The 25,907-nt window shown below is 40.9% G+C and carries 30 protein-coding genes and 2 riboswitches; of the genes, 4 read left to right on the forward strand and 26 right to left on the reverse strand.

Annotated elements, in window-relative coordinates; genetic code table 11:
- From NSU11_RS10585 to NSU11_RS10600, 4 genes are read right to left on the reverse strand one after another with little or no spacing between them, the layout of a single operon-like run.
- Positions 1-783: a LysM peptidoglycan-binding domain-containing protein gene (locus tag NSU11_RS10585; protein WP_197172693.1), complete on the reverse strand. Its 783-nt coding sequence runs from the start codon at positions 781-783 to the stop codon at positions 1-3.
- Positions 728-1,369, reverse strand: a complete 642-nt coding sequence (locus NSU11_RS10590; protein ID WP_024422830.1) for a CPBP family intramembrane glutamic endopeptidase — start codon at positions 1,367-1,369, stop codon at positions 728-730. The genes NSU11_RS10585 and NSU11_RS10590 overlap by 56 nt, the downstream gene beginning before the upstream one ends.
- On the reverse strand, positions 1,366-2,874 hold the full coding sequence (locus NSU11_RS10595; protein ID WP_197172692.1) for an ATP-dependent DNA helicase RecQ: 1,509 nt from the start codon (positions 2,872-2,874) through the stop codon (positions 1,366-1,368). The genes NSU11_RS10590 and NSU11_RS10595 overlap by 4 nt, the downstream gene beginning before the upstream one ends.
- A complete protein-coding gene (locus NSU11_RS10600; RefSeq protein ID WP_041117847.1) occupies positions 2,867-3,919 on the reverse strand; it encodes a helix-turn-helix domain-containing protein in 1,053 nt (350 codons plus the stop codon). The genes NSU11_RS10595 and NSU11_RS10600 overlap by 8 nt, the downstream gene beginning before the upstream one ends.
- A gap of 267 nt (positions 3,920-4,186) precedes the next feature.
- On the opposite strand from NSU11_RS10600, the gene NSU11_RS10605 reads away from it, so the two are divergent.
- A complete protein-coding gene (locus NSU11_RS10605) occupies positions 4,187-4,435 on the forward strand; it encodes a ferredoxin (RefSeq protein ID WP_008361239.1) in 249 nt (82 codons plus the stop codon).
- 232 nt (positions 4,436-4,667) lie between these two features.
- Here the strand turns inward: NSU11_RS10605 and NSU11_RS10610 are convergent, their stop codons facing one another.
- Complete coding sequence (locus NSU11_RS10610; protein ID WP_024428075.1) at positions 4,668-5,249, reverse strand: ECF transporter S component; 582 nt, start codon at positions 5,247-5,249, stop codon at positions 4,668-4,670.
- 144 nt (positions 5,250-5,393) lie between these two features.
- Positions 5,394-5,524, reverse strand: a riboswitch (FMN riboswitch).
- Between the two features lie 287 nt (positions 5,525-5,811).
- Here NSU11_RS10610 and serA point away from each other — a divergent pair.
- On the forward strand, positions 5,812-7,386 hold the full coding sequence (gene serA, locus NSU11_RS10615; RefSeq protein ID WP_024422834.1) for a phosphoglycerate dehydrogenase: 1,575 nt from the start codon (positions 5,812-5,814) through the stop codon (positions 7,384-7,386).
- Between the two features lie 34 nt (positions 7,387-7,420).
- Here serA and NSU11_RS10620 read toward each other — a convergent pair whose 3' ends face one another.
- From NSU11_RS10620 to NSU11_RS10690, 15 genes are all read right to left on the reverse strand, one after another.
- A complete protein-coding gene (locus NSU11_RS10620; protein WP_024422835.1) occupies positions 7,421-8,068 on the reverse strand; it encodes a M23 family metallopeptidase in 648 nt (215 codons plus the stop codon).
- Between the two features lie 104 nt (positions 8,069-8,172).
- The gene (locus tag NSU11_RS10625) at positions 8,173-9,279 is read right to left on the reverse strand and encodes a hypothetical protein (protein ID WP_029706041.1); all 1,107 of its coding nucleotides are present in this window, start codon (positions 9,277-9,279) and stop codon (positions 8,173-8,175) included.
- Positions 9,191-9,799 carry an RNA polymerase sigma factor SigX gene (gene sigX, locus NSU11_RS10630; RefSeq protein WP_024422837.1) on the reverse strand — a complete coding sequence of 203 codons (609 nt, stop codon included), beginning with the start codon at positions 9,797-9,799 and terminating at the stop codon, positions 9,191-9,193. The genes NSU11_RS10625 and sigX overlap by 89 nt, the downstream gene beginning before the upstream one ends.
- Before the next feature lie 203 nt (positions 9,800-10,002).
- Positions 10,003-11,784, reverse strand: a complete 1,782-nt coding sequence (locus NSU11_RS10635) for an ATP-binding protein (RefSeq protein ID WP_025093043.1) — start codon at positions 11,782-11,784, stop codon at positions 10,003-10,005.
- A complete protein-coding gene (locus NSU11_RS10640) occupies positions 11,781-12,503 on the reverse strand; it encodes a response regulator transcription factor (protein ID WP_003215596.1) in 723 nt (240 codons plus the stop codon). Before NSU11_RS10640 ends, NSU11_RS10635 begins: the two co-directional genes overlap by 4 nt.
- An 85-nt stretch (positions 12,504-12,588) precedes the next feature.
- Entirely contained in the window at positions 12,589-13,767 is a 1,179-nt protein-coding gene (gene ccsB / locus NSU11_RS10645) for a c-type cytochrome biogenesis protein CcsB (RefSeq protein ID WP_024428071.1), read from the reverse strand.
- Positions 13,751-15,430 carry a cytochrome c biogenesis protein ResB gene (locus NSU11_RS10650; protein ID WP_025093041.1) on the reverse strand — a complete coding sequence of 560 codons (1,680 nt, stop codon included), beginning with the start codon at positions 15,428-15,430 and terminating at the stop codon, positions 13,751-13,753. Before NSU11_RS10650 ends, ccsB begins: the two co-directional genes overlap by 17 nt.
- A gap of 1 nt (position 15,431) precedes the next feature.
- Positions 15,432-15,962, reverse strand: coding sequence for a thiol-disulfide oxidoreductase ResA (locus NSU11_RS10655; protein ID WP_024422841.1), 531 nt, complete (start codon positions 15,960-15,962; stop codon positions 15,432-15,434).
- Positions 15,963-16,052: 90 nt separating this feature from the next.
- Positions 16,053-16,787, reverse strand: coding sequence for a 23S rRNA pseudouridine(2605) synthase RluB (rluB, locus tag NSU11_RS10660; RefSeq protein WP_024422842.1), 735 nt, complete (start codon positions 16,785-16,787; stop codon positions 16,053-16,055).
- A gap of 135 nt (positions 16,788-16,922) precedes the next feature.
- On the reverse strand, positions 16,923-17,459 hold the full coding sequence (locus NSU11_RS10665) for a spore maturation protein (RefSeq protein ID WP_024422843.1): 537 nt from the start codon (positions 17,457-17,459) through the stop codon (positions 16,923-16,925).
- A gap of 4 nt (positions 17,460-17,463) precedes the next feature.
- Complete coding sequence (locus NSU11_RS10670) at positions 17,464-18,051, reverse strand: nucleoside recognition domain-containing protein (RefSeq protein WP_024428070.1); 588 nt, start codon at positions 18,049-18,051, stop codon at positions 17,464-17,466.
- Positions 18,039-19,190 (reverse strand): D-alanyl-D-alanine carboxypeptidase family protein, encoded by a 1,152-nt coding sequence (locus tag NSU11_RS10675; protein WP_025093039.1) that lies wholly within the window; start codon positions 19,188-19,190, stop codon positions 18,039-18,041. The genes NSU11_RS10670 and NSU11_RS10675 overlap by 13 nt, the downstream gene beginning before the upstream one ends.
- Positions 19,191-19,303: 113 nt before the next feature.
- Positions 19,304-19,783 (reverse strand): YpuI family protein, encoded by a 480-nt coding sequence (locus tag NSU11_RS10680; RefSeq protein WP_149126504.1) that lies wholly within the window; start codon positions 19,781-19,783, stop codon positions 19,304-19,306.
- A 113-nt stretch (positions 19,784-19,896) separates the two neighbouring features.
- The gene (gene scpB / locus NSU11_RS10685) at positions 19,897-20,490 is read right to left on the reverse strand and encodes an SMC-Scp complex subunit ScpB (RefSeq protein ID WP_024422847.1); all 594 of its coding nucleotides are present in this window, start codon (positions 20,488-20,490) and stop codon (positions 19,897-19,899) included.
- Positions 20,480-21,238 carry a segregation/condensation protein A gene (locus NSU11_RS10690; RefSeq protein ID WP_024422848.1) on the reverse strand — a complete coding sequence of 253 codons (759 nt, stop codon included), beginning with the start codon at positions 21,236-21,238 and terminating at the stop codon, positions 20,480-20,482. The genes scpB and NSU11_RS10690 overlap by 11 nt, the downstream gene beginning before the upstream one ends.
- Positions 21,239-21,447: 209 nt before the next feature.
- Between NSU11_RS10690 and NSU11_RS10695 the strand changes: the two genes are divergently transcribed.
- Positions 21,448-21,540 (forward strand): YjcZ family sporulation protein, encoded by a 93-nt coding sequence (locus NSU11_RS10695; RefSeq protein WP_012010430.1) that lies wholly within the window; start codon positions 21,448-21,450, stop codon positions 21,538-21,540.
- A gap of 90 nt (positions 21,541-21,630) precedes the next feature.
- The gene (locus tag NSU11_RS10700) at positions 21,631-22,155 is read left to right on the forward strand and encodes a DUF309 domain-containing protein (protein ID WP_149126503.1); all 525 of its coding nucleotides are present in this window, start codon (positions 21,631-21,633) and stop codon (positions 22,153-22,155) included.
- A gap of 24 nt (positions 22,156-22,179) precedes the next feature.
- Here NSU11_RS10700 and NSU11_RS10705 read toward each other — a convergent pair whose 3' ends face one another.
- The 6 genes from NSU11_RS10705 to NSU11_RS10730 form a co-directional block, all read right to left on the reverse strand.
- Complete coding sequence (locus NSU11_RS10705; protein ID WP_024422850.1) at positions 22,180-22,533, reverse strand: GNAT family N-acetyltransferase; 354 nt, start codon at positions 22,531-22,533, stop codon at positions 22,180-22,182.
- 113 nt (positions 22,534-22,646) lie between these two features.
- Positions 22,647-23,111, reverse strand: a complete 465-nt coding sequence (gene ribE, locus NSU11_RS10710; RefSeq protein WP_029706184.1) for a 6,7-dimethyl-8-ribityllumazine synthase — start codon at positions 23,109-23,111, stop codon at positions 22,647-22,649.
- A gap of 26 nt (positions 23,112-23,137) precedes the next feature.
- Positions 23,138-23,764 carry a 3,4-dihydroxy-2-butanone-4-phosphate synthase gene (gene ribB / locus NSU11_RS10715; RefSeq protein WP_080652974.1) on the reverse strand — a complete coding sequence of 209 codons (627 nt, stop codon included), beginning with the start codon at positions 23,762-23,764 and terminating at the stop codon, positions 23,138-23,140.
- An 11-nt stretch (positions 23,765-23,775) separates the two neighbouring features.
- The gene (gene ribE, locus NSU11_RS10720) at positions 23,776-24,426 is read right to left on the reverse strand and encodes a riboflavin synthase (protein ID WP_024422851.1); all 651 of its coding nucleotides are present in this window, start codon (positions 24,424-24,426) and stop codon (positions 23,776-23,778) included.
- A 253-nt stretch (positions 24,427-24,679) separates the two neighbouring features.
- Positions 24,680-24,821, reverse strand: a riboswitch (FMN riboswitch).
- Positions 24,822-24,929: 108 nt separating this feature from the next.
- Entirely contained in the window at positions 24,930-25,274 is a 345-nt protein-coding gene (locus tag NSU11_RS10725) for a hypothetical protein (RefSeq protein ID WP_008344451.1), read from the reverse strand.
- A gap of 229 nt (positions 25,275-25,503) precedes the next feature.
- Positions 25,504-25,740 (reverse strand): DUF2164 domain-containing protein, encoded by a 237-nt coding sequence (locus NSU11_RS10730; protein WP_024422853.1) that lies wholly within the window; start codon positions 25,738-25,740, stop codon positions 25,504-25,506.
- Positions 25,741-25,907: the final 167 nt, after the last annotated feature.

Below are 25,907 nucleotides of genomic sequence, written 5' to 3' on the forward strand. Positions count from 1 at the left end.
TTAGTTTTCTAGTGGAATATTCAGCACTTGACCACTGTATACGCTGTTACCTTTTAAGTGATTATAGGCTCTAATTTTCTCTTCACCCGAACGGTTTTTGTAATACTTCATTGAAATTCGATACAGGTTTTCCTCTGGACCAACAGTGTGCTGCACGACACGGACTGGCTTTTCTTCCTGCTTCTTTTTCTCTTCGGCTTCTTTTCTTTTTTTCTCTTCCTGCTGCTTTTGCAAGGCTAGTTGCTGCTGTTCACGCTTTTTGGCAGCTTCAGATCTCGCGCGTTCTTTTTCTTTCGCTGCTTGTTCACGCTCTTCTTTCTCTTTAGCAGCTTTTTCTTTTTTCTTCTGTTCAGCTTTTTCTTTCGATCGCTGTTTTTCTTCCTCTTTCTTTTGCTTCTCATCATCAGACGCATCCGCTTTATCAGCGCTTGAGTCATTTTTTGTTTCGGCAAGTGCTGACGGGACTGGGTCTGTGTCAGCACTTGATGTAGAATCAATATTATATACATCTTGATTATTATTATGGTTGATTTCCTTTGATGTGTAGTAGATCAAAAGGAAGAACACCGTGACGACAATAATAGGAAAGATAATAGCCAGTGTTGTAAACAATGGATTGCGCACCTTTTTCGTGCGCTGCTTTTTATATTCATGGAAATCTTCTCGTGTAGGAAAGTGAGAGTCATCTGAAGGCTCTACTTCTTCTTCAAAAATTTCCTCTACATCGTCATGGATGTTTGTCAGCTGCTCCTTCTTTCTCTTCATTCTCGACATTTCTTCCATGTTCATCCCTCCCCCTATATTTCAAACGAATTTGACAAGCAAAGACTAAGTCAATGACAAAATGGGTCATGACAGGAACAAATAAATTCCCCGTCCACTCGTATAAAAGTCCTAAAAAAATACTAATAGAAACCACAAGGATAAACAAGAGTATTTTTGATAAGTAGCGAAAGTGAAGGAGCGCAAACACAATACTGGCAATTTCCAGTCCAAATTGCTGCTGGACGATCCCTCGGAATAGAATTTCCTCTGAAAAGGCGATGAGCAGTGTTAACCAAACAATATGCGGGATGCTGCGGTTTTTGAACATTTTTTCATTTAATCCGCCATCATCATACATATGAGCAGGAAACACCTTCATGACAATCGCATCCACAATAATCACAACCGCAGCGCCGCCAATTCCATAGGTCAGTATCCGCGCATCTTGGATCTCCCAAAGAGATGTGAAATCTGTCCAATGATCGAACATAAATATACCTAGTAAAAAGGAAATGACCAGCATCAGCAGCTGCGTGAAATACAGCTGTTCTACCACTTGTCGATCGGTTAATTTTTCGATGATCCGGCGATGTTGTTCAATCAATGCTGCGCCTCTTTTGTCAGATGAAACATACGATCCAGCACGGTCTTCCAGTGTTTCATTTCATTCAGCTCCAATGGTTGATCTTTTTTTTCATAATCAGACAGGTCAAGTCCGCAAGAAGAGCAGCAGCTGCCAGAGAATGCGCTCTCTGGTTGATCAAGCTGTTCGTAAAAGTATGATAACAGAGATTGTCTAAAGCAGCCATGATCTGTGATCCGCTCCTTAAATTGCCACACTTTTCTCAGTTTTTCTGTTTGTCTGTCCTGCAATTTCTCTTTCAGTTTCATCAGCAGCACACGCGGCTCGTCAGACTGATACATCCTGTAATAATGGATCAGCATTCTTGCACGTGTCTCCTGAAGCCCTGATTCCATCAATTGTTCACGTAATTTCTTTTCATCATTTGTCTGCATTTGTGTCAGCCTGGCTAAGAAGAAATCAATTTCTGGCTCATCAAAGCCCTCTGCTTGTATTAAATGCTGTTGAATATCCGCATCCTCTTCTGTATATAAAAGAATGCTGACACTCTTTTTCCCGTCCCGTCCTGCTCTTCCAATTTCCTGCATAAATGCTTCAATTGACTGCGGCGGGCTCATATGAATAACAAATCGTATATCTGCTTTATCAATTCCCATTCCAAAAGCACTTGTACAACAAATAAGATCAAGCTGTCCGCTGATAAATTGCTGCTGAATAAGCATACGGTCTCCTGCATCCATCCCGCCATGGTAATACTCTACACGCTGATGGGTTTTTTGTTTCATAATGAGCGCCATATCTTCTGTCATTTGCCGGGTTGGGCAATAAATCAGACCGGGGCCTTGCAGATATTCAACAAGCTCAATGGCCCGTTTTTCTTTTGCTTCTTTCGTTTCGTGCGCTTCTTTGACCAATGCGATGTTTGGCCGGTTGACAGAATGGATATGAAAGTCTGGATGCTGCAATCTTAACGTTTGTACGGTATCTTTTAGCGTTTGTTTTGTTGCAGTTGCCGTCAATGCTAAGGCGACAGGATGACCTAACGCTTCTCTCCATTCTCCCAGCTTGGAATATTCCGGACGGAAATCATGCCCCCATTCGGATATACAATGGGCTTCATCGACGACGAACAGACCAATATGCATCGATTTGAGCTGTTCTAGCAGCATCTCTGACATTAATGCCTCAGGGGCGACGAATAAAAATTTATATGATGGCAAATGCCGAATGATATGCCGTCTCTCCTGAAAAGACAATGTGCTGTTCAGTGCCGCCACTCGTTTTTCTCCGCGCATTTTCATTCGTTCGACTTGATCCTCCATAAGCGATAACAGCGGCGAAATAATGAGAACTAATCCATCTGTCATATAGCCGGGAATTTGATAGCAGATGGATTTCCCGCCGCCAGTAGGCAGCATGGCAACCGTATCCTTTTGATTCAGTACACTTTGAATAATGTCCTCTTGACCCGTTTTAAATGAGTCGTAACCAAAATATCGCATGAGCGTCTGATGAAGCTTATCCATTTGCTTTCACCATCCTTGTCAGAGCCAATCGTATTTGAAAATAAGTAAATGGATGTTCGAGTTTTTCTTTAATCAGCTTCATCTTATTTGTTTGAAGCTCTCTAGCTACTGCATGAATGGCCTGCTGCTGTTCTTCGCTCACATACGGCTCTATTGAGAAGCTCGGTTCATGTATGGAAAGCTCGACAATATGGTCTTCGATCGTTGCCTTTTTTAAAGAGCGAATGTGAGCAATTTGATCAATATCAAAGCCTTTTTGCACAAGCTCGAGCGTTTTGTGCGTAGAGGTTGTCAGCACGCGTTTGAATTCAAGGTCACCTACGAGCTTTTGCATGAGCTGCGCCTCACCTTTTTGGGCAGCATGAATAAAATAATGGAGGACATTCCAAAAAAGCAGGTACACATACCACACATCTTCTTTTAGCCACTCTGCCATTTGCTGATACGTACGCCCAATTCTTTCATTTGAGGTCAATGAATAAACAAATATCAGCGCCTCTTGATCACTTATACGGCTAAGGAGCTTTTCGAGTTCATGATGCAGCTCTTCCGAAAGCATATTCTTCTCGTGATGCTGTTTTAAGAAGGATTTCGTCCAGCTTTGTACAGATACATCTCTTTGTATTGGGACATATTGATGCGATCCAGCCAGATGGTGAGACAGCACTTGTACAAGTAACGAGAGCCTCATCCATAACACCTTTGCTTTATCATGATATTTGGCACCATGAAAATAAGCGGGCATCGGTTTTTCTGAGAAATGCTGGTTTAGCATTTGCTGTCCTGCATCTGTAACAATGAATGTCTCCCCTGTTTTTTTGATGTAGTGCTTTTCGTCAAGCTTTATAGTAGAGCGATTCAGCTGATCCCTCGTAAACCCCGGGTAACAGCCGAAATACTTTGAAAGCTGAAACAAACTGGCATCCTGTATGGTTTGTGATGATTTTTTTCCTTTAAAAAGATGGTAGACAGCACTTATGGAGCGTTCGCCGTTCAATTTATATACGCTGTCCATTAACATGACATCCAAGTAATGAAGAGTCATTCGCCAAAGCACCTGTCTTCCTGACAAAATTCGAATATTTTCTCCCTTTATTTTAACAGATTTCATAGAAGAAGAAATGTTTAAACTCAATTTGTGGGGGAAAGTTATGAACAAACCCTTATGTGATAAGCATTCTCAATCACTTTACAGTTGAAATGTGAAATTAAAATCATTACAATAAGGTTTGAGGAAATTGTTTTTTATCGGTGAAACTAAAAAGGTTAGACCATTTGTTCCATCGAACAATCTGGGAGGTATTTTTTTAACATGGCAAAATATACAATTGTAGACAAAGACACATGTATTGCTTGCGGCGCATGCGGTGCAGCTGCTCCAGACATTTATGATTATGATGATGAAGGCATTGCATTTGTTACGCTTGATGACAACCAAGGGACTGTAGAAGTTCCAGAAGTACTTGAAGAAGATATGCTTGATGCATTTGAAGGATGTCCAACAGATTCAATCAAAGTTGCGGACGAATCTTTCGATGGTGACCCGCTTAAGCATGAATAGTATAAAAGCCCCTTATACAGGGGCTTTCAGCATGTAAACAAACCCTCGCATTCGGTGTCAGGTCTGCGCTCCAGTGCTCACGAATATTCAATTCGCTCCGCTCCGGTACTCGTCCTTCCTAGACTGCAAAGGTTTTCTATCATGCTGAAAAGAAGACAAAGAGCTAAAATAAAGATCATTTTAGCTCTTTGTCAACAATCCAAAAGCCCCTTATACAGGGGCTTTTTTTATATTAACTATTTTGAAGTCGGCGTTTATTTTCAAACCATGGACGCATTTTCACAAAAATGAGGCTAAACACGATGGTAATGATGATGCCTTTAATAAGATTAAAAGGCAATATCCCTGCTGTTATCGTCGCCTTGAGCATATTATCCGAAAGTTGAGGTGCATTTAAAAACCATGTGTAAGCCGGCAGAAACAGGAAGTAATTTAAAATACTCATCATCACAGTCATAAGCACTGTGCCCAAGAACATAGACCATACAATTCCCTTTGCCGATTTGATTTTTTTGAAAATGAAGGCCACTGGTAAAATGAACAATACACCTGCTGTAAAGTTCGCTACTTGATCAACAGGAACACCAGACATACTGCCATGGATGAGGTAATGCAGTACATTTTTTAACGCCTCAACAGCAATACCTGCACCCGGCCCATAAATTAAAATCGCAATAATCGCTGGAATATCGCTGAAATCAATTTTCAAATATCCTGGAAGCCCAGGGAACGGGAAGTTTAATAACATTAAAACAAATGAAATACTGCTAAGCATACTGATTACGACTAAACGCTTTACTTTACTTTGATTCAATATTCTCTCTCCTTTTCGATCAAATCTTTCGAAAAGAGGATTGTTCCATTTTAGCCACAAAAAAACCGCCCTTGAAAACAGGAGCGGGGAAATTGGGCTAGACAAATAAACGTGTGAACATCAATGTTTTCAACGTTTATGAACCTCCATCTTCTCCCATCCAGACTATACTGTCGGCTTCGGAATCACACCGAATCCTGCCAAAAAGGCTCGCGGGCTTAGAGACTATGCTCATCACCGCCGGTAGGGAATTGCACCCTGCCCCGAAGATTGATCATTATTCAATTCGACATTATTATATATGATATATGAGCATTTGTACAGATAAAAATCCTGAGCAAATTCATCAGTTTTAAGAAATCGTAAAAAACACAAAAATTCTAATGACAAATGCGTAAAAATTGGTTATCTTTTGTTTAAAGGTGTTCATTCTTTATAAAGACACAAAGAAATGTTCGTGTTTCCTTTTTCACTTTACTGCTTTAATTTGATTGACACAGTGAAAAGGAATATGGTAAATTATCAGATATTTATGACGTTTATTTTAGGAGGAAATCTAACGATGTTTCGAGTATTAGTCTCAGATAAGATGAGCAATGATGGTCTTCTACCACTTTTAGAATCAGATTTTGTTGAAATTGTCCAAAAAAATGTAGCAGAAGCAGAAGATGAATTACACACGTTTGATGCCTTACTTGTCAGAAGTGCCACAAAAGTAACGAAAGAGCTTTATGAAAAAATGACTTCATTAAAAATTGTCGGCCGTGCCGGTGTCGGAGTAGACAATATTGACATTGATGAAGCGACCAAGCATGGCGTCATTGTAATCAATGCACCAAACGGTAATACGATCTCGACAGCTGAGCATACGTTCGCTATGATTTCATCACTTATGCGTCATATTCCGCAGGCCAATATTTCTGTCAAATCAAAAGAATGGAACAGAGGTGCATATGTTGGTGCTGAGCTTTACGGAAAATCTCTTGGGATTGTCGGTTTAGGCAGAATCGGAAGTGAAATCGCCCAGCGTGCAAGAGCATTCGGCATGACAGTCAACGTGTTTGACCCATTTCTCACAAAAGAACGTGCAGAAAAAATTGGCGTCAATGCGAAATCACTTGATGAAGTACTCGAAGTATCAGATATTATTACTGTACATACGCCATTAACAAAAGAAACAAGAGGACTTCTCAATAAAGAAACGATTGCAAAAACGAAAAAAGGTGTTCGCCTTGTAAACTGTGCGCGCGGCGGCATTATTGACGAAGCTGACCTTCTTGAGGCACTTGAAAGCGGCCATGTCGCAGGAGCTGCACTCGATGTATTCGAGGTAGAACCTCCAACTGATAATCCGCTTGTGGATCATCCACACGTCATTGCAACTCCGCATCTTGGTGCCTCTACAAAAGAAGCACAATTAAATGTAGCGGCGCAAGTATCTGAAGAAGTCCTTCAATTTGCAAAAGGCCTTCCTGTCATGTCATCTATTAATCTACCAGCGATGACAAAAGACGAGTTCAAAAAGATTCAGCCTTATCATCAATTTGCAGGAAAACTTGGACGTCTTGTCTCTCAATCCATGAGAGAACCTGTAAAAGAAGTAGGCATTTCTTATGAAGGCTCTATTTCAAAACTCGAAACATCCTTTATCACAAAGAGTCTCCTGTCAGGCTTTTTAAAAGAGCGTGTTGATTCGACTGTGAATGAAGTAAATGCTGGAATGGTCGCAAAAGAACGAGGCATTAGCTTTAGTGAAAAAATTTCTTCCAGCGAATCTGGTTACGAGAACAGTATTTCTATTGAAGTCAAAGGTGATCTTTCAACCTTTACTCTAAAAGCGACTTACATCCCGCATTTAGGGGAACGCGTCGTTTCTATTAATGGCTTTAATATTGATTTTTACCCAGATGGACACCTTGTCTACATCCAGCATACAGATGCACCTGGTGTGATTGGAAAGGTTGGACAGATTTTAGGCGACCACGATGTCAACATCGCAACAATGCAGGTGGGACGTAAAGAAAAAGGCGGCGAAGCCATTATGATGCTTTCTTTCGACAAGCATCTAGAGGACGAAATTGTGAAAAAATTAACTGAAGTGCAGGATATTCTTTCTGTCCGCCTGATTGATCTATAAAAAACAGTGATAAACCTCATGCTTTGCATGAGGTTTATTTTGTTGAAACCATTAAACGGTCCCCTGTTCGAATGAGGTGAGTGGTCAGCTCATTGATCTTTTTCAACTGTTCCACAGTCATTTCATGCGCCTTTGCTATCGACCAAAGGGTATCCCCTTGTTTAATGACATATGTATTTTTTTCATGTCCATTTACATGAAGAGCCGGCTCTTGGAAACGTTCCACAGCAATCATTTTGAGCGGATCTATTGCATCCTCTTTGCTGACTGACCAATTGCCACGATGTACTTCAAAATGCAAATGTGTGCCTCTGGAGGCCCCTGTGTTGCCAATTATACCAATCGGCTGTCCTGCTTGTACATGGTCACCCTTTTTCACAAAACGCTCGTGTAAATGAGCATAGACAGTTTCGTATCCGTTTGGATGCTGAATAAATACAACTTCTCCATATGTAGCCGATACATACGAACGCGTGACCACACCTTCACTTGCAGCAAAAATGGATTCTCCTTCTGGCGCAGCTATATCTAATCCCTTATGCGAGCCGCCCCTTGTCCCAAACAAGTCAGTGACTTCTCCTTTCACTGGTTCCACCCATTCGGTTGTCTTCTGTGCATGGGCAAATGGTGCTAAGATCAAGAGCAAAAAACAGCTGGCACCTATGAAGCAATACCTTTTCATCAGTGACTCCCCTTCTTTGAGGTTCTTTTCATGACAGCTTAGTATACAGCAAGAAGGCCATTTTCTATACATCAAAAAAGAACGCAATGAAATGCTTGCGTCCTTTAACGTTCTTTGATGACAACTGGATTCGGCAGAGCCGGCACCTCTATTGGTTCATTTAATTCATATGGTCCTACTTGATCTGTTCCTGCATATTGAATGGTGACATCTGTAAAACCAAAATCTTTCGCTGTGAGCAGCAGACCTTCAATGAGTAGAGTATGATCAATTGAGTCCGATAATTGCGCTGATGCTCCAAACGTGATGGTTACATGCTTACCTTTTGATGTCACTTCTTTAATGGGTTCTTCTTTAATTAATGGTTCAAGTCCAGAATCACTCGTGCGTTTCATGGCCTCTACCGCATCTTCATAAGTAGAATAATGTGTTTTTGAGGGCACCAAAAAAGTCCCGCTCTTATTTTCTAACACGTAATAAGCTTTCTTCGTTTGTTTATCAATTGATATCGTGCCAAAGCTGCTAGTCCCTAATTGAAGATGAGAACCTTTAACTGACCTGACCTCCACTTGTTTATACCTGCTCCATTTGAGCGTTTCTTTTACCATATCTTTAAATCGATTGGCTTCCTTTATCGTATCAAGGGACAAATCATTTTTTAACTGAAAAACAAGTGTATTCCCATTTTCACGAAGGTCCACCATCTCAAGATAAGATTGAAGAGGCTTTGTCATTTCAGGCAGCTGCACCTGTTCATATGTGTTCATCATTTCCTGCAAATGGCCATGTTCATTCTCTTTTTCAATACTTATGGGAACCACTTGAGATGTCGATTCATCTATGTATGCAACCGTCATATACTTTTGCTTGTCTTCATGAGAAACAACGTGTGTGGTACCATTTGCCTGTTTGACCGGCTCTAATGTGGCATTTGCCTGTCCTTTGTCAGCACTTGATTCCATTTTCATCTGTTGATGCTGTTCTTGAGCAGCCGGCTGAAATAAATGAGGAGAAATTAAAAACGCCATAAATAAAACCACAACGGTTGCCACCGCTGGACCGATCCATTTGACACTTTTCTTTTTCTTCCCGCTTGCCATCAGCACCTGCTGGTATATCTGCTTAGATGAACGGTTGTCCTCCACCTTTGGAAGCTGACTTAGTAACACCTTGATTCGTTCTTCGCTCCAATCGGACCTGTTCGTTTTCATTCACTAGCTCCTCCTTCAAAAGCTCCATATGTTTTCGGAGCACTTTCAGGCCTCGGTGCTGCGTTGTTTTGACTTTGCTTTCCGAGAACTTTAGCGCCTTTGCCGTCTCCATGATTGAGTAGCCCTGGATAAACCTTAAAATGATGACAGCTCTTTGATCAATCGTGCAGTGATCAAGCGCGGCATAAATTTCTTTAGTATTTTCATCCTGTACAGCCAGTTCGTCTGGGAGCAAGTCTGGGTCTTTTACATCCTGCTTATCCCAATCAAACGTGCCGAGTACCCGTTGTCTAATGGTTTGCTGCTTGCGAAACCAGTCAATCGCCACATGCCTTGCAATTGAAAACAGCCATGTTTTCTCGCTGCTTCTTCCTTCAAAAGTTTTATATGAGTGAAGTACCCGAATGTAAACCTCCTGTACGAGATCCTCTGCCTGATTTTTATCTTTAACCATATAAAATAAAAACTGGTACAAATCTTGATGGTACGAATCATATATTTTTTGAAAGGTTTCATGCATAGGAAACCCCTCCGTTCACTTATTTTTGTCGAGTGACTCTTATAAAACGTTACATTACAACTTTATGACAAATATATTACAAGTTCGACAGTTTGGAAAGGGCTTTTTGTTTAACTTCTCCTTAAAAATTTGAAAATAGAAAAAACACTTCATTTTCTTTACGAAAAGAAGTGTTTCTCATGTAACAAGATTCTTCGTCAAGATTAGACGAGTTCCTGCTTTTTTCTCGGAATATAGAATGTGAAGTGTGTACCTGCACCCGCTTTGCTATGAGCATGTATAGAGCCTTGATGTGCCTCGACAATGTTCTTCACAATCGCAAGGCCAAGTCCAGTACCAGAACGTCCTCTTGTCCTTGCTTTGTCGGCTTTATAGAAGCGTTCGAAAATAAAGGGCAGATCCTCTTCCGGAATTCCGCTCCCCGAATCTTTTACATCCATTTTCAGTCCGTTCTCCACCGATTGAACCGAAAAGTGAACCTCGCCGCCCTCTGGTGTATGACGAATGGCATTATCAATGAGATTCGTAAACACTTGCTCAATCTTATCCGGGTCGAATACAAAGTACGGTTCATCCACTTGAATATCATACGTAAGGTCGATTTGTTTTTCTTTCGCAATCCCGAGAAACTTACGATAAATCTTCTCTGTCAGCTCTTCCGTATCTGTTGATTCAAGATTCAGTGTAATGTGACCTGCTTCCATTCTCGCTAAATCTAGAAGATCATTCACAAGACGTCCCATTCGCAGTGATTCATCATAGATAATTTGCGCAATCTCTTTCTTTTCCTCTTCTGATCCTGCAATATCATCTACAATTGCCTCACTGTACCCTTGCAGCATGGCAATTGGTGTACGAAGTTCATGACTGACATTGGCAATGAAATCTTTTCTCAGCTTATCAAGTCTTCGTTCCTCCGTCATATCACGAAGGACTGCAACTGCTCCCCTGACATCCTGCTGATTATACAGCGGAGACATGAGAAGAACCCAGGTACGCCCTTGCAGCGTAACTTCGATCATTTGCTCTTTTTCTGTGCTGACAGCTGTATGAAATAGCTCGCGCGCTTCTGGCGGCAGTTCATCTCCATCTTTGATCTTCATATTTTGCTCATAATACCATGCCTGTAAAAATCGTTCTGCTGGAGGATTTGTCATCAAGATCGTTCCATCAATATTGATGGTGATGACGCCATCAGCCATACTGCTTAAAATATTAGATAAATGTTCTTTTTCTTGATTTAAGGCTGTGATATGGAATTTAAGCTGCTTCCCCATTTGATTAAAGGCGATCGCCAGTTCTCCAATTTCATCTTGCGTTAAAATAGGAATCTTTGTATCAAATTTCCCTTTCGCCAAATCTTGTGCACCCTCTCTCATCTTTCTGAGAGGATAGGTGACACGTGTTGACAAGAAGAAAGCGAATATAGTGGTCAGTACAATCGCAATTCCGGCGGCTAAAAAGATGTAGCGTGTCGTATGTTTCGTTGTTTGTTCTACAGCGAGGAGTGACTGAGAAAGAAAGACCATGCCTTTTTTTCCGTTCGCCTCATATGGAACACCGACTACAATCCGTTCATCTTTTTGATTGCCTGCATCAGGTTCTGCACGTTTACTGATTTTTTTACGATCTTTCAGTGCTTGATTTAAATCGCTGTCTGCTTCAATTTGTTTCTTTGTAATCGCAGGAAGCTTCCCGTCTTTTTCAGACGAATACCACTCTAGCCCGTCTTCTTGGATGATCGCAATACTCGTCAATTTGTCAGCGAGCTCTGATGTAATTGACCTTGCAAGCGATTGATCCTCATGGCTTTCTAAAATGACCGCTACTTTGTTTGCCATTTGTGTTAAATCAGATTTTGCTTCTTCTACATGATAATTTTCAATGAACTCTAAAAGAAGCACAGTTAAAATAGATAAAACGATCAGGACGAGGAAAAGAATGGTTAACCATAGCTTTCCTACAACACTTTTCCACAGTTTCATTCAGCGCCGACCTCAAATTTGTACCCGACACCCCATACAGTTACGATTTTTTTCGCTGCTTCTGGTGACACTTTATTCAGTTTTTCACGAAGTCGTTTGACATGAGTATCAACTGTTCGTAAGTCTCCAAAGAATTCATATTGCCATACTTCTTTTAGCAGCTTTTCTCTGTCATAGACCTTATCTGGTGTTTTTGCAAGGAAATATAAAAGCTCATATTCCTTCGGCGTGAGGCTGACTTCTTTGCCATCAGCCGTCACTCTATGTGCATCATGGTCAATAGAAAGATGAGAAAACACAAGAACATCCTTTGTTGTTGTCCCAGTATTCAAATAAGACGTTTGAGACGATCTTCTGAGCAATGCCTTTACACGTAAAACCACTTCACGCGGGCTGAAAGGTTTGACGATGTAGTCATCCGTTCCTGCCTCAAATCCTTGAACGCGGTTGGCTTCTTCTCCTTTTGCCGTCAGCATAATGATTGGAGTCGCTTTTTTGTCTCGAATTTGATTACACACTTCGATTCCATCTGTACCAGGCATCATTAAATCGAGCAAAATGAGGTCGTAATCGGTTTGAAGCCCTTTTTGAATCGCCTCATCTCCATTTTCCGCTTCATCGATTTCATAATTTTCACGTTCTAAATACATTTTTAAAAGGCGGCGAATTCTTGCCTCATCATCTACGACTAATATTTTCGTTTGAGTTGTGTGTTCCATTAGACAGTCCTCCTGCTTTCTCCGTTGTTACATTCATTTTAACAAAAAGCCGAATTGAATCATAAAAGTTGGCTTTTCCTTGTGATTATGCGTAAGAATGAAGCCCCGCAATGACAAGGTTGACAAAGATGAGATTAAACATAATAATGGCGAAGCCGATCACAGCAAGCCATGCGGACTTTTCACCATGCCAGCCTCGCGACAAGCGAAGATGAAGATAGGCAGCATAAAAGAGAAACGTAATCAATGCCCATACTTCCTTCGGGTCCCAGCCCCAAAACCTAGTCCATGCAATTTGCGCCCAGATCATGGCAAAGATCAGCCCGCCTAACGCAAATACAGGGAAACCAATCGAAACCGCCCTATACCCAATTTCATCAACTAAATCTAGGTTCACCTGTTTCACTAGCGGCTGAAGCAGTGCGCTCAGCCGTTTGCGAATGATCAATCGAATGAGTCCGTATATGATCAGCCCTACGCCAAATGACCATAACACCGTATTGACCTTTCTACCTGAAAAAACAGGCGGCAGCTCGACAAACGGTTCCAAACGATCTTCCGTCACAAGCTCCCCTTTATGAGGTCCGACAAGAGCTGGCAGCTCATAGACCATCTCACTTTTTTCTTTATTTTTATCGATCCAATTAAATGTCGCTTCATATCCTGTCATTCTAAAGATAGACGTAACAGCGATAAATGCAAGTGTGACCACAATCATAAACATGACAAGCTCTAAACCAAACGTCTTCTTCCCTGGCTTTGTTTGATCCACATGCTTTAATAGAAAGATGACACCTGCCACAAAGCTGATGGCTAAAATGGCTTGGCCAAGTGCTGCTGTTGTCACGTGAATATAAAGCCAATTACTTTGAAGTGAAGGAATCAGCGGTGAAATATCTGATGGGAACATACTTGCATAGGCAATAATCAATAAAGCGATTGGAAGTGTGAATAAACCAAGTACAGATACTTGATACACAAAATATAAAATGATGAATGCAAGCACCAGCATCATGCCAAAAGCCGTTGTGAACTCAAACAAATTACTGACTGGTGCATGGCCAGATGCGATCCATCTTGAAATAAAATAGCCCAACTGGCTCAAAAAACCGATGATGGTAAGCGTAATGCCAATGAGTGCCGCCTTATTCCTGCGCGGTCCTTCCTCTTTCTTTTTTCCCTTAATGGCACCACCAAAAAAAGGAACTGCCGCTAAATAAAATAGAAAAGCTGCAAATAACAGATTTTCACTGACTGCCGCCATCTAATCCTTCCCCCTTGCTTTTGCTGATACTTGTTGTATCAGGCAGTTCTTTTTGATCAACTGGCTGTTTGATGCCACTGCCGTTCAGTAACACACCAAGATCGGACTTTAAGCCGAACCAGTTTTTGTTTGTATGTCCTGCCACCAATACTTTTCCATCCTTTGCCGACAGCCAGATTCTTCTATGCTGCCAATACATCCCCTGCACGACACCAATCATGAAGATGATTCCGCCTACTATGAGCACGCCAAGTGTTAAATCCTTTCTAACTGTTAACCCTGTAACGTTTTTCGTTTCAACCCGATCAAACTTCATTTTATATAGATTGTTATCAGAACCCTCTACTGTCTCTTGAATGGCGACAAAGCTTTTTTCACCTTTAGGTTTTTCAGGAGAAATCATTTCAAACACGAAAGCAGGATTATTCGGATTCCTTGTTTTCGTACTCGGCGTTCCATCATCGTCAAAATAAAAATCAGGCAGATAGCTCATCACCTTGACTTTGTAACCGCTACCAAGATCATATTCTGACTTAGGCTCCAGCAGATTAATCTTCACTGTACCGAAAGATTTTTCTGTATCTTTACGAATCAGCTGAAAGACCATTTGATCGAGTTCATTTTGCTTAAAATCTACTTGATATAATGAGAAATTGTCAAACTTGAGCGGTTCATTCACTTTGATATCGTGTTCTGTTACCTGCTTCAGCTTGGGCTTTTCACCAAATACAACTTCTCCTTCACGTTTGTATAAAATAGCATCCGTTTTATAGCTTTTCACCACTTGACCGTCGCCAGCTTTTTCAATGGCATTCTCAAACACTTCTTTTTCATTTCCAGTTTCATAGCGATCAATTGAAAACGCATTATTTTTCAAGAAGTATTGACCATCCGTACCTGGAATTGGTGCAGTTTCCCCTTCTCTGACCCAAAGCGTTTCATCCACGTACATGCCCGGGACAAACCGGAGCATCGCTCCAATGAGAAAGATGATTAGTCCAATGTGATTGACGTATGGTCCCCAGCGTGAAAAACGTCCTTTTTCGGCTAAAATATGCCCATTTTCTTCTCGCACGCGGTAACGCTTTTGTTTCATTGCTCTTATGATGCCTTCATATGTATGCTGATCTAATGTTTTGTCTGTCTCGCTAAACAGACGCTGTCTTCTCATAAAGCCTTCTTTTTTGATAACCCCTTGGTTTTTGAGTGCTCGATAAAGAGGAATAACGCGGTCGAGACTGCAAATGACAAGGGAGATTCCGATTGATGCGACAAGAGCTAAAAACCACCAAGAATTATAAAGATCATGAAATCCAAGTGTGTAATACAGCTTGCCAAACGATCCATATTGCTCTTCATAATACGTGGAAGCAGATGCACCTGGCGGAATAAATCGCTCCTGCGGAAAAATCGTTCCAAGCGAAGAAGCGAGCAGTGTAATGACAATCAGCCACACACCCACTTTAACGGAAGAAAAAAAGTTCCATACTTTATCAACAATCGTTTTGTTGTATGTTTGCGAGCGTCTTGCACTGCCGTCATATCTCATATCAAGCAGCTTTGAAGAGTTTTTCTCTTTAGCCGCAATGGGATTCCCGCATGATTCACATAGAACAGTACCGATTGGATTAATATGTCCACACTCGCACTTTACCTCTTTCATTCTATGACCCCTTTGGTTTAATCAAATTCATATATTCATAGACATTACGTTCTGTCATCGTTCCCTTTATGACTTTGATTACCTTGCCTTCAGGACTGATTAAAAATGTGGTTGGCAGCGGCGTAATATCATATGCCTCTGTCACTTGGCGATCTTTGTCCATGGCAACAGGAAAATTCACGCCATAGGACTCCATAAAATTTTTCACGGCAATCTTGGATTCCGCTACATTGACTGCAACAATTTCCACACCGCGATCCTTGAACACTTCATATTGATTCGCCATATAAGGAAATTCTTGTTTACACGGACCACACCATGTACCCCAAAAATTAAGAAAGACACCTTTGCCTTTTAAGTCCTTTAACTCAATCCGATCCCCATCGACAGATTGAAGGACAAAGTTTGGCGCAATAGATCCTTCTTTGACTCGATCCTGTTTGGCAAATACTGAGTTATACATTGTATAACATAGTGCAGCAAGCATCACGAGGAGAATGCCCGTCCGTATGAAAAACCGTCTTTTTTTCATCTGAAGTACCCCTTCCCCATAGACATTCAGGTAAATTATAGCATTCTCCTTCTTTTGATGCTTCTTCATTTTTTGAAGTTTATGTGAAAATTAAAAAGCGCTTTTCCCATGATCGGCAATTGCTCTCAGGCGCTTTACTTCATGCGGAGACAATTCTCTGCGGTCTCCTGGTCTCATACCTTCAATATGAAGGAACGAATATTGCTCCCTTTTTAGCTTTAACACATCATGTCCAATCGCTTCAAACATGCGGCGCACCTGTCTATTTCTGCCTTCGTGAATGGTTAATTGAACAATACAAGTTTGTTTTCGTTTATCAATAGAAAGCATTTTCGCACGAGCAGGTGCTGTTTTTTTATGATCTAACATGATCCCTTTTTCTAGCTTTCTAAGCAGTTCCTTTGATGGAATGCCTTTTAGCTTCGCTGCATACGTTTTATCAATTTCGTATTTCGGGTGCATGAGCTTATGAGCAAATTCCCCATCATTTGTAATCAAAATCAAACCGCTCGTATCATAATCTAACCGGCCGATTGGATAAAGGCGCTGCGGGACATCATCAAAGAAATCTGTGACGACCTTGCGTCCTTTATCATCCTCGGCAGCAGAAATGACGCCGCGCGGTTTATAAAGCATAAAGTAAACCGGTTCTTCTCTTTCAAGCTTTAATCCATTGACTTCAATTTTATCTGAAGAGCCCACCTTCACTCCGAGCTCTGTCACTGTTTGACCATTAACGGTAACTCGTCCTTCTTTAATTAATTCTTCAGCCTTTCGTCTTGAAGCGACGCCGGCATGTGCAATTACTTTCTGTAAACGTTCCATTTGTCTTTCACCTCATGTACTATCTTACTTGCTTGACTTAAAACAAACAAGCATTCGTGGAAAAATAAGCGTTTCGTCTGTCTAATTTCAGCTAAAAAGCGATTTTCCATCCATGAAATACAAAAAAGCGCCTGATTAGGCGCCGCTAAATAACAAACTGACGATAATCACAGAGGCAATGACACCAATGAGATCTGCTAGCAAACCTACTTTCAGCGCATCTCCCATTTTTTTAATCCCAACTGCTCCAAAATAGACCGTTAAAATGTAAAGGGTGGTGTCTGTTGACCCTTGCATGACAGCTGCAAGCTGGCCAATAAAAGAATCTGGGCCATACGTCGCTATTAAGTCTGATGTCATTCCAAGTGCAGCCGTTCCTGATATCGGGCGAATAAACGCAAGCGGCACGACTTCTGGCGGGAAACCAATCGCTGTAAAGACTGGTTTTAATAGTCCCATAACAAAATCAAGCGCACCTGATGCACGGAATATCGTAATGGCTACAAGCATACCGACTAAATAGGGAATGATTGAAAAGGCAATTTGAATGCCCTCTTTTCCTCCCTCCACAAATGTTTCATAGGTTGGTACCTTTTTAATGGTTCCAGCAATCAAAATTCCTGCGATGATCAGTGGAATCAAAGCAAGTGACAGCCAGTTAATAAATGCCACAAGATCACCCCCGCCTGCTTCTGCGATAGTGGAAATAACGATCGATGATAATTGCACCGATTCCTGAAATAAGTGTTGCTAAAATGGTTGGCCCTACAATGTCTGTTGGCTGATCTGCCCCATAGGTCATTCTTATTGCTATGACGGTTGTTGGCACAAGTGTGATAGAGGATGTGTTGACCGCTAGAAATGTAATCATAGAACGGCTTGCCTCATTTTTTCCGCCGTTTAATGCTTTCATCTGCTCCATCGCCTTAATTCCAAGCGGTGTAGCAGCATTCCCGAGACCAAAGAAATTCGCCATGAGATTGGATAAAATATATCCCATTGCAGGATGATTAGGCGGAATATCCGGGAATAGCTTTGAAATAAAAGGCCGGCACAATTTACTAAAGAATTTTAACAGCCCTGCCTCTTCGGCAATCTTCATGAGCCCGAGCCAAAAAACGAGGACACTAATCAAACCAATTGAAATAGTAACCGCTTCTTTTGAGCCTTTAAATACAGCCTCGTTCACTTCCTGCATCGTTCCATTAAACATCGCATAGACAAGACCGATGACAGTGAGAAATACCCAAATTAGATTGACCATGAAGATCCGCCTATAGATGTCTGAAAGACAGACTTAAACATTTCTTGAAAGCTTTTTTGAGGCATGCGGTTTCGTTTATTTTCATAAAAAATCGGTAATTGCTCGATCACCTGTCCATCTAACAAAATCGTCATTTTTCCTACAACATCTGGGATGGCTTCGGCGTTTTTTTTCCACTTCTTTTCAGGGGTGAGCATTTCCGTTTCAATTTTGACAAGTTTTTTCTCATCTTCATTTAAAAAATAGTCCACATCACGCTTGATAAACGCTTTTTTTTCGTAAAAGGTCCCTTTTAACGAAGCAAGCCTTCCTTTTTCAGCAAGCATATACGTTTTATAGTGATCAAATGCATATTCAAACATAGAAATATGATCCTTCCAGTCGTCAGGTGCATTAATGGTCACAGCGATCAGCTGAGCATCACCCTTTGCAGCGGTGGAGACAAGTGTTCGTTTTGCAAGCTTTGTATATCCTGTTTTCCCTCCAGTGGAATATTCGTATAAACCGGTAAGCAGCTTGTTTTTATTTTTCCAATAGCCTTCCATTGTCTTCGCTTTATAAAAAGTTGTACCGGCAATTTTTTGATATTGTTTATGTTTCATCGCGTATTTTGTTAGGATCGCCATGTCATAGGCTGATGAATAATGATTTTTATGATCATCGAGTCCGTGCGGATTTTGAAAATTCGTATTCTCCATTCCTAGTTCAGCCGCCTTTTGATTCATCATAAAGATAAATCCTTCTAAGCTGCCGCCAACATGCTCTGCAATGGCAACAGCTGCATCATTTCCAGAACGCAGCATGAGCCCGTATGTCAAATCTTCTAAGCTCACCTTCTGCCCTTCCTTTAAATAAATGGATGACCCCTCCGCCTGAATCGCACGTTTTGATACTTTGACGGTATCTTTCATTTTTCCTGATTCAATGGCTAATACAGCCGTCATGATTTTTGTAATACTGGCGATTCTTCTTTTTTCGTGCTCGTCCTTTCCAAATAGGACTCTGCCTGACTGTCCATCTATTAAAATGGCGCTTCTTGCACTCACTGATAATGAAATGTCTGCTTTGGCATGTGAGGAAAAAGGCAGTAAGAGTGTAAATAGAAGAAGGACTGCTGTTCCAATTTTTAAATAGGGCATGTTCATTCACGTCCTTGTCCGTTTTGTACAAGTGTATGCTCAGCTGAAAAAGTTATGATGCCTCGTCCATAAAAAAAAGCGCCTCTACATATAGAGGCGCTTCTTCAAATTGCTTATACCATTTTCACTTGCTGATGAGAAGTCGTATATTCCAGCTCTTCTCTCATCGCTAAAAAGTCTTTTTCTAATGAAGAAAATAATTGTTTCATATCAGCGGATACTTCATGGTGAAAAACAATGCTGCTTTTTCCTGTATAGGCCGAACGGCTGTCTTCATACCATGTATCCTTTTTAGGCGTGAAAAATTCTTCAATACATTGATGATAAATACGGTGGAGCATCTTCTGTGCGGCTTGCTGCGGGAATGTCTGCTGCTGGCCCATTTTCCTGCAAACTGCTGCTGCATCCTCGCTGTACACTGCAAGCTTCCGTAATGTACTCAATATGTCACAATAATAGGCTTCCGCTTCGGGGTTTAATCGTTTCAAGCTTGATAAGGTGGTTTCGTTCAGAAAACCATTCATTTCAATTGCAACCTTTGATAAAAAGACGCCTGCTTGATCAACTTGAGCCTTTACATTCATATGTGCCATTTGTTTCGTGTTTACCTTCCCCTCATGGCTTTGTCACCATTTTATCTGTCATCAAAAGATTTTAGACCTAAAATCTTTTTTATATTTTATCATACATTTTTCATTCTTTTGAACTATTTTATGTCTTCAAATGTTTGATTGAAGTTTTCAAAAAATAGATCGGCCTCTTCTTGTACTCCATCTGCTTCTACATTCTCTGGAAGCGGCGGTAATTCATCTAAAGCTTTTAAGCCAAATTGCTCTAAAAAGGTAGGGGTTGTCCCATACAGAATCGCTCGTCCCGGACCATCGGCACGTCCTACTTCACAGAGCAGTGCTTTGGCTACTAAACTATGAAGTACCCGCTCTGATTTGACTCCTCTGATCTCCTCTACCTCACTGCGTGTAATCGGCTGTTTATAAGAAACAATGGCAAGCACCTCCAGCGCTGCCTGCGACAAACCCTTGGATGGTGTCTCGACTAATTTTTTTAAATACATGCTGTATTCTTTTTTCGTCAGCAGCATATATGAATCTGCATATTCAATGAGCTCAATCCCTCGTTCTTGTTTTTGATATTCTTCCTTTACGGAAGACATAATGTCGAGTAATACCGACTCATCTACTTCAAGAACAGACATGAGCTGTTTTCTTGTTAAGCCTTCGTCACCTGCTGCATACAGCAGCGCTTCTAAGATGGCTTTCCAATTCACGATATCAAGCGTCATGAATCGTTTCACTCCCTATGATATAAATGTCTTCAAAGTTCCCTTCCTGCTCTAGCATGATTTGATGACTTTTCATCAATTCGAGAACAGCAAGAAACGTCACGACAAGGTGTTCCTTTTGATCATGTTGAAATAGAGTCATGAAATTGGTCCGCTTTTTTGTTTTTCTTAAATGGTTCATAATCTCATTCATTTTGTCTTCAATCGGGATTTCTTGTCTTGTAATCTTTGATGGTGCTGGTTTCGTTATTTTCTTTCGATTTAATACCTTTTGGAACGCACCTAACATATCATACACCGTTACGTGTAAATTTGTGTCCTTCGCTTCTGATTCTTTTGCAAATTCGCTTAAATCACTCGGTGGTTTTGTAAAGGCATTTTGCCTTTCTTCTTCGCGTTCCTTTAGTTCTTGTGCTGCATTTTTATACTTGCGGTATTCAATCAATTTGCCAATCAGCTCTTCTCGAGGGTCTTCTTCCTCTTCGAGCAGGTCTTCATCAAACAGCTCTTCCTCTTGTTTCGGAAGAAGCATTCTGCTTTTAATACTCAGGAGGGTTGCAGCCATGACCAAATATTCACTCGCAACATCGAGCTCAAGCTCCCTCATCGTGTGGACATATAATAAATACTGCTCCGTAATTTTAGCGACGGGAATATCATAAATATCAATTTCCAACCGGTTAATTAAATGTAAAAGCAAGTCCAAAGGACCCTCGAACGAATCTATTTTCACCTGATATTCCAGCATCTTTTTCTCACCATTTCTACTGTCTTCTAAGTACCGTTTCACCGGCTAACCTTTAGTATAAGACAGGATAAAGCTCTCGTCCAATATAATTTCGGCCATGATGCCTTAGGCAAATCGAGAAAAACTGTGGATCCGCCCATACCAATAAGGGCATTTATACATAGAATACCATTGTAATCAGAACTGATGAAAAAGGAGGCCGTATCATTATGGGAGATGGCTATAACTTCGGCGGAGGATTCGCGCTAATTGTCGTGCTTTTCATCTTGCTGATCATCGTTGGCGCGGCTTGGGTTTATTAAAGAAACAGAGCGTCCTTTTCACTAAAGGGACGCTCTTTCTTCTTTTCTTTTCGATATGTTAGACTGAGAGTGGAAAAGGAGATGACCGCTGTGTATCCTGAAGCGTACGTGGCTTTTTTACACGAATTTCATACGACAAGAGATTATTTTGAGTGTCATGAAATTTTAGAGGAATATTGGAAAGAAGATCCCCCTGAGCAGCGCAAAGAATATTGGGTCGGGCTCATCCAGCTCGCTGTTGCCTTGTATCATCAAAGGCGGGGAAATGGAAAAGGAGCAAAACGGCTCATTTCTAACAGTCTTCATTTGTTAGAAGCAAACCGTTCAGTATTATCGAATCTCGGTCTGGATGATGAGGCATTTCTGATGCTTCTGAGAACGCTGAAAAAGAAAATGGTTGAAGATATGCCCTATGAAAGTGTGATGCTGCCAATCAAAGATGAAGCACTTCTTGCTTTATGCCAAGAAATGGCCCAAAAAGAAGGACTGCTCTTTGGACAGGAAAGCAACTTATCCCATACATTTTTAATCGAAAAACATAGACTCCGTGACCGGACAGAAGTTTTGCTGGAACGAAAAAAGCAGATTGAACGTAAAAAAAGCAGAGGACTGTAGCCTCTGCTTTTACATGTGTGATATTTAATTTGATTCGCTGTGACACTTATGAAAGAAGCCTTGCGTTAATTCATTTGGAATGAGTGTTTTGGTTTTAAATATTTCTTCCACGGCTAAAACCATTTCCTTGCCGATTCCTTGATCACGATGGGATGGATTCACACTAATATGCTCAATTTGTACTTGGTCGTCTGTTTTCAACACACCAATAGCACCTACAATATCCTCGCCATCTTTCCATAGGAACAGCTGCCGATCTTCATCCATTTCATATGACTTCATCGTCTGCTGAAGCTGTTTGACGTCTTTCTCACCCGGCATAAAGGACAGAAGTCCCATGGCAATTTTTTCAAAAGACCTCTTGTAACGAATTAACATATATACCCCTCAATATTCAAATTATCCTAATTTCCAGCAAATGTCTTATGATTCATTTGCTCATCACACATTATAAACATTTTTATACCGTTTTTAAACTCTTTTTCACTAAATTAAGAGAACGTTCGATTGAGATTCGCCATTTCAATAGCAGCTGCAGCCGATTCGCTGCCTTTATTTCCTGCTTTTGTACCAGCTCTTTCAATGGCTTGTTCAATAGATTCTGTTGTGAGTACACCAAAGATAATCGGTACCCCTGTTGACATAGCACTCTGAGCAATTCCTTTAGCAGCTTCATTACAAACGTAATCATAGTGAGTCGTTGCGCCTCTGATCACGGTTCCAAGTGTGATGACTGCATCATATTTTTTGGTTTCTGCTAATTTTTTTGCCATGTACGGGATTTCAAAAGCGCCTGGTACCCACACAACATCGATATCATCTCCATTTGCTCCGTGTCTGAGTAATGTATCTTCTGCTCCATCTAACAGTTTACTTGTAATAAAATCATTGAATCTCGCTACAACGATTGCAAATTTTAGTCCTTCTGCTACTACATGGCCTTGTATTGTATTCATATGTTGATCATCCTTTTTTGTGATTTTTATTTTGTTTCAATAGCGGCTGTTCGATTGTTGTTTAAATATGTCTGTAATGCTTCGATTGTCAGCATCTTTAAATCATGCTGTTTTTGGATCTCCTTTAGTTCAGGGACGCGCGCCATTGATCCATCTGCATTCATAATTTCACATATGACACCCGCTGGCTCTGAGCCTGCCAGTTTAGCAAGATCAACCGCCGCCTCTGTATGACCTGGTCTTTCTAGTACGCCGCCCTCTTTTGCAATAAGCGGAAAAACATGTCCTGGTCGGGCAAACTCTTCTGGTTTTGCGTCTTTATTTAACATGGCCAGCATAGTCGTGGAGCGCTCAAAAGCACTAATACCAGTCGTCGTTGTCACATGGTCGATGCTTACTGTAAATGCTGTATGGTGTGCATCCGTATTATGTTCAACCATTGGATGCAGATTCAGGTGTTTGGCGATCGACGCATGGACTGGCGTACAAATGAGGCCTCTTCCATGTAATGCCATGAAGTTAATCACCTCAGGTGTGGCATGCTCAGCGAGTGCCACAAAGTCTCCTTCATTTTCTCTGTCTTCATCATCCACTACGATAATGATTTCTCCTTGTTTAAGGGCATTTACTGCCTCATCAACAGAATGATACATACAATCGCCTCCTAGAATCCGTGCTCTTTTAGAAATGATGGGGTCAATCGAGATGGCTGTTTTTCGCTCTGCTCTTTTGTTAAAAAGCGATAAATGTATTTACCGATCATGTCACACTCTATATTCACGATATCCCCCATAGATTTAGTCGGGAAAATAGTTCCTTCAAGCGTGTGAGGAATAATAGAGACTGTGACATGTGAATCTCGCAAATCGAAAATGGTCAAGCTGACACCATCTATTGCGATCGAACCCTTTTGGGTGAGCATATCTGTGAGGGTCTTGTTCATCTTTAAATCATAGTAAATGGCATTACTCTTCTTTTCTATCCGGGTAATGACAGCCGTTCCATCAACATGGCCTGAGACAAAATGGCCGCCAAATCGTCCATTTGAGGACATGGCTCGCTCTAAATTCACTGGACTGCCTTTTGTCAGCTGATCCAGCGATGTCGCTTTGACCGTCTCTGGCATCACATCTGCCGCGAACTGTTCTTTTGTGAAGCTAGTGACTGTGAGACATACTCCATTAATGGCAATACTGTCTCCGAGGTGAACATCTTCCAGCACACGGCTGCATGTAATGACAATTTCCATGGCATCTGCTGACTTTTTACTTAATGACTGAACGGTGCCAACTTCTTCAATTATCCCCGTAAACATGTGATCCTCCCTTTCGTTTCATTTGTATTTCTCACTTTTAAAAAAAGCGATGTTAGGGACATGTGATCGATTGAGCACCTTCGTCGCTTTTTATGGTCCATACAAGGTAGATGAGGGATCACCTAATAAACACTGCATGCAGTCTATTAACGACAAAATCATACAGAAAGCCCCGGAAAAAATTCCGGGGCTGTGGTTTTTTTGCATCAGAAATAAGACTATGATCAACAAATATTTTTCGTTCATAGCTTTCTTTATCCTTCTCCCATCCAGACTTTCACTGTCGGCTTCAGCTTTTCACTGAATCAACCGTTAATAAATTAACGGGTCACGGGCTGTAAAGCATTTGCTTTATTACCGTCGGTCGGGATTTTCACCCTGCCCCGAAGGATACAATCGATATTTAGCTGTCCTTAGGGGCTATTATAGCGATCCTTGTTGTCAAATGCAACAATCAAGATTTCTTCACACAAAAAAAGCCTCCTTATAGGAAAGGAGACATGTTAATTTACGACTTTTACTACTTTTATCAGTCCATCTATTCTTTTTTCATTACTAAAGTAGGCTTTAATACGATCGCCTTTTTTCAGATCGGCCACATCATCTTCAAATTTCTTACCATTAAAAATGATTTTTGTGCCATTCTTCGCTTGACCGTAATATTCATCTCCATCAATTTTCGTAATGGTATATTCATAGATGGTGTAATCTTTATCATTATTTGTTAAGCTTTCGCCAATGGCTGTTGGCACATCTTCAATTTTCATGCCATTCATGTATAAATAACCTGCGCCTAAACAAAGCAGTAAAACAAATAAGATCGCAATTTTTAATTTAATTTTCCCCATATTTAGAACCTCCATCATCTGCACTTCGCCTATTTGTATGTTTTATTCCTTCTTTTATTGAAATAAAACCAAAAAAGCTGATTTTCATTAATGGTTACTTATATAACGATTCAGATGGCCCTTTGGTTCCACCTCTTAATCATTACATATGATACGAATATGCGTTCTTTATTAAGGGGGTCTTTCTCCTGTTTATTAGTTCGTAACACACCATACTGTAAGCTTTTCATTATATTCTTTTTTCGAGTGCAAATAAGTCTTCCTCTAACAATTGTGACCGCTGAACAGCGATGCTGCGGCTGTCGCGAACCCCTTGATTATAGTAGTAGCTTCCAAGGTTTTTTGTGATAAATTCTAGTATATTAATGGCTGCTAATTCACCAATCTCTTCTTCTCGTTCTTCGGCAAAATAACGCTGAATGGCCATCGTCATTTGATTTTTCTCTTCTTTTGTGAGTGGTTTCAAAGTATCCCCTTCTTTCTTTCCGATTTCTTCATTTGCATCTGATGTGCTGGCACCCCGCAAATACGAATGTTTGTTCTCCTATCATATCATAAAAATACATTCTGCGCATGACTGCCCTATAAGAAAAAGCGTATTTTGATGTAATGGATCAAATACGCTTTCACTAT

This window comes from Bacillus sp. FSL R5-0712, from assembly GCF_038593285.1.
Lineage (GTDB): Bacteria > Bacillota > Bacilli > Bacillales > Bacillaceae > Bacillus > Bacillus safensis.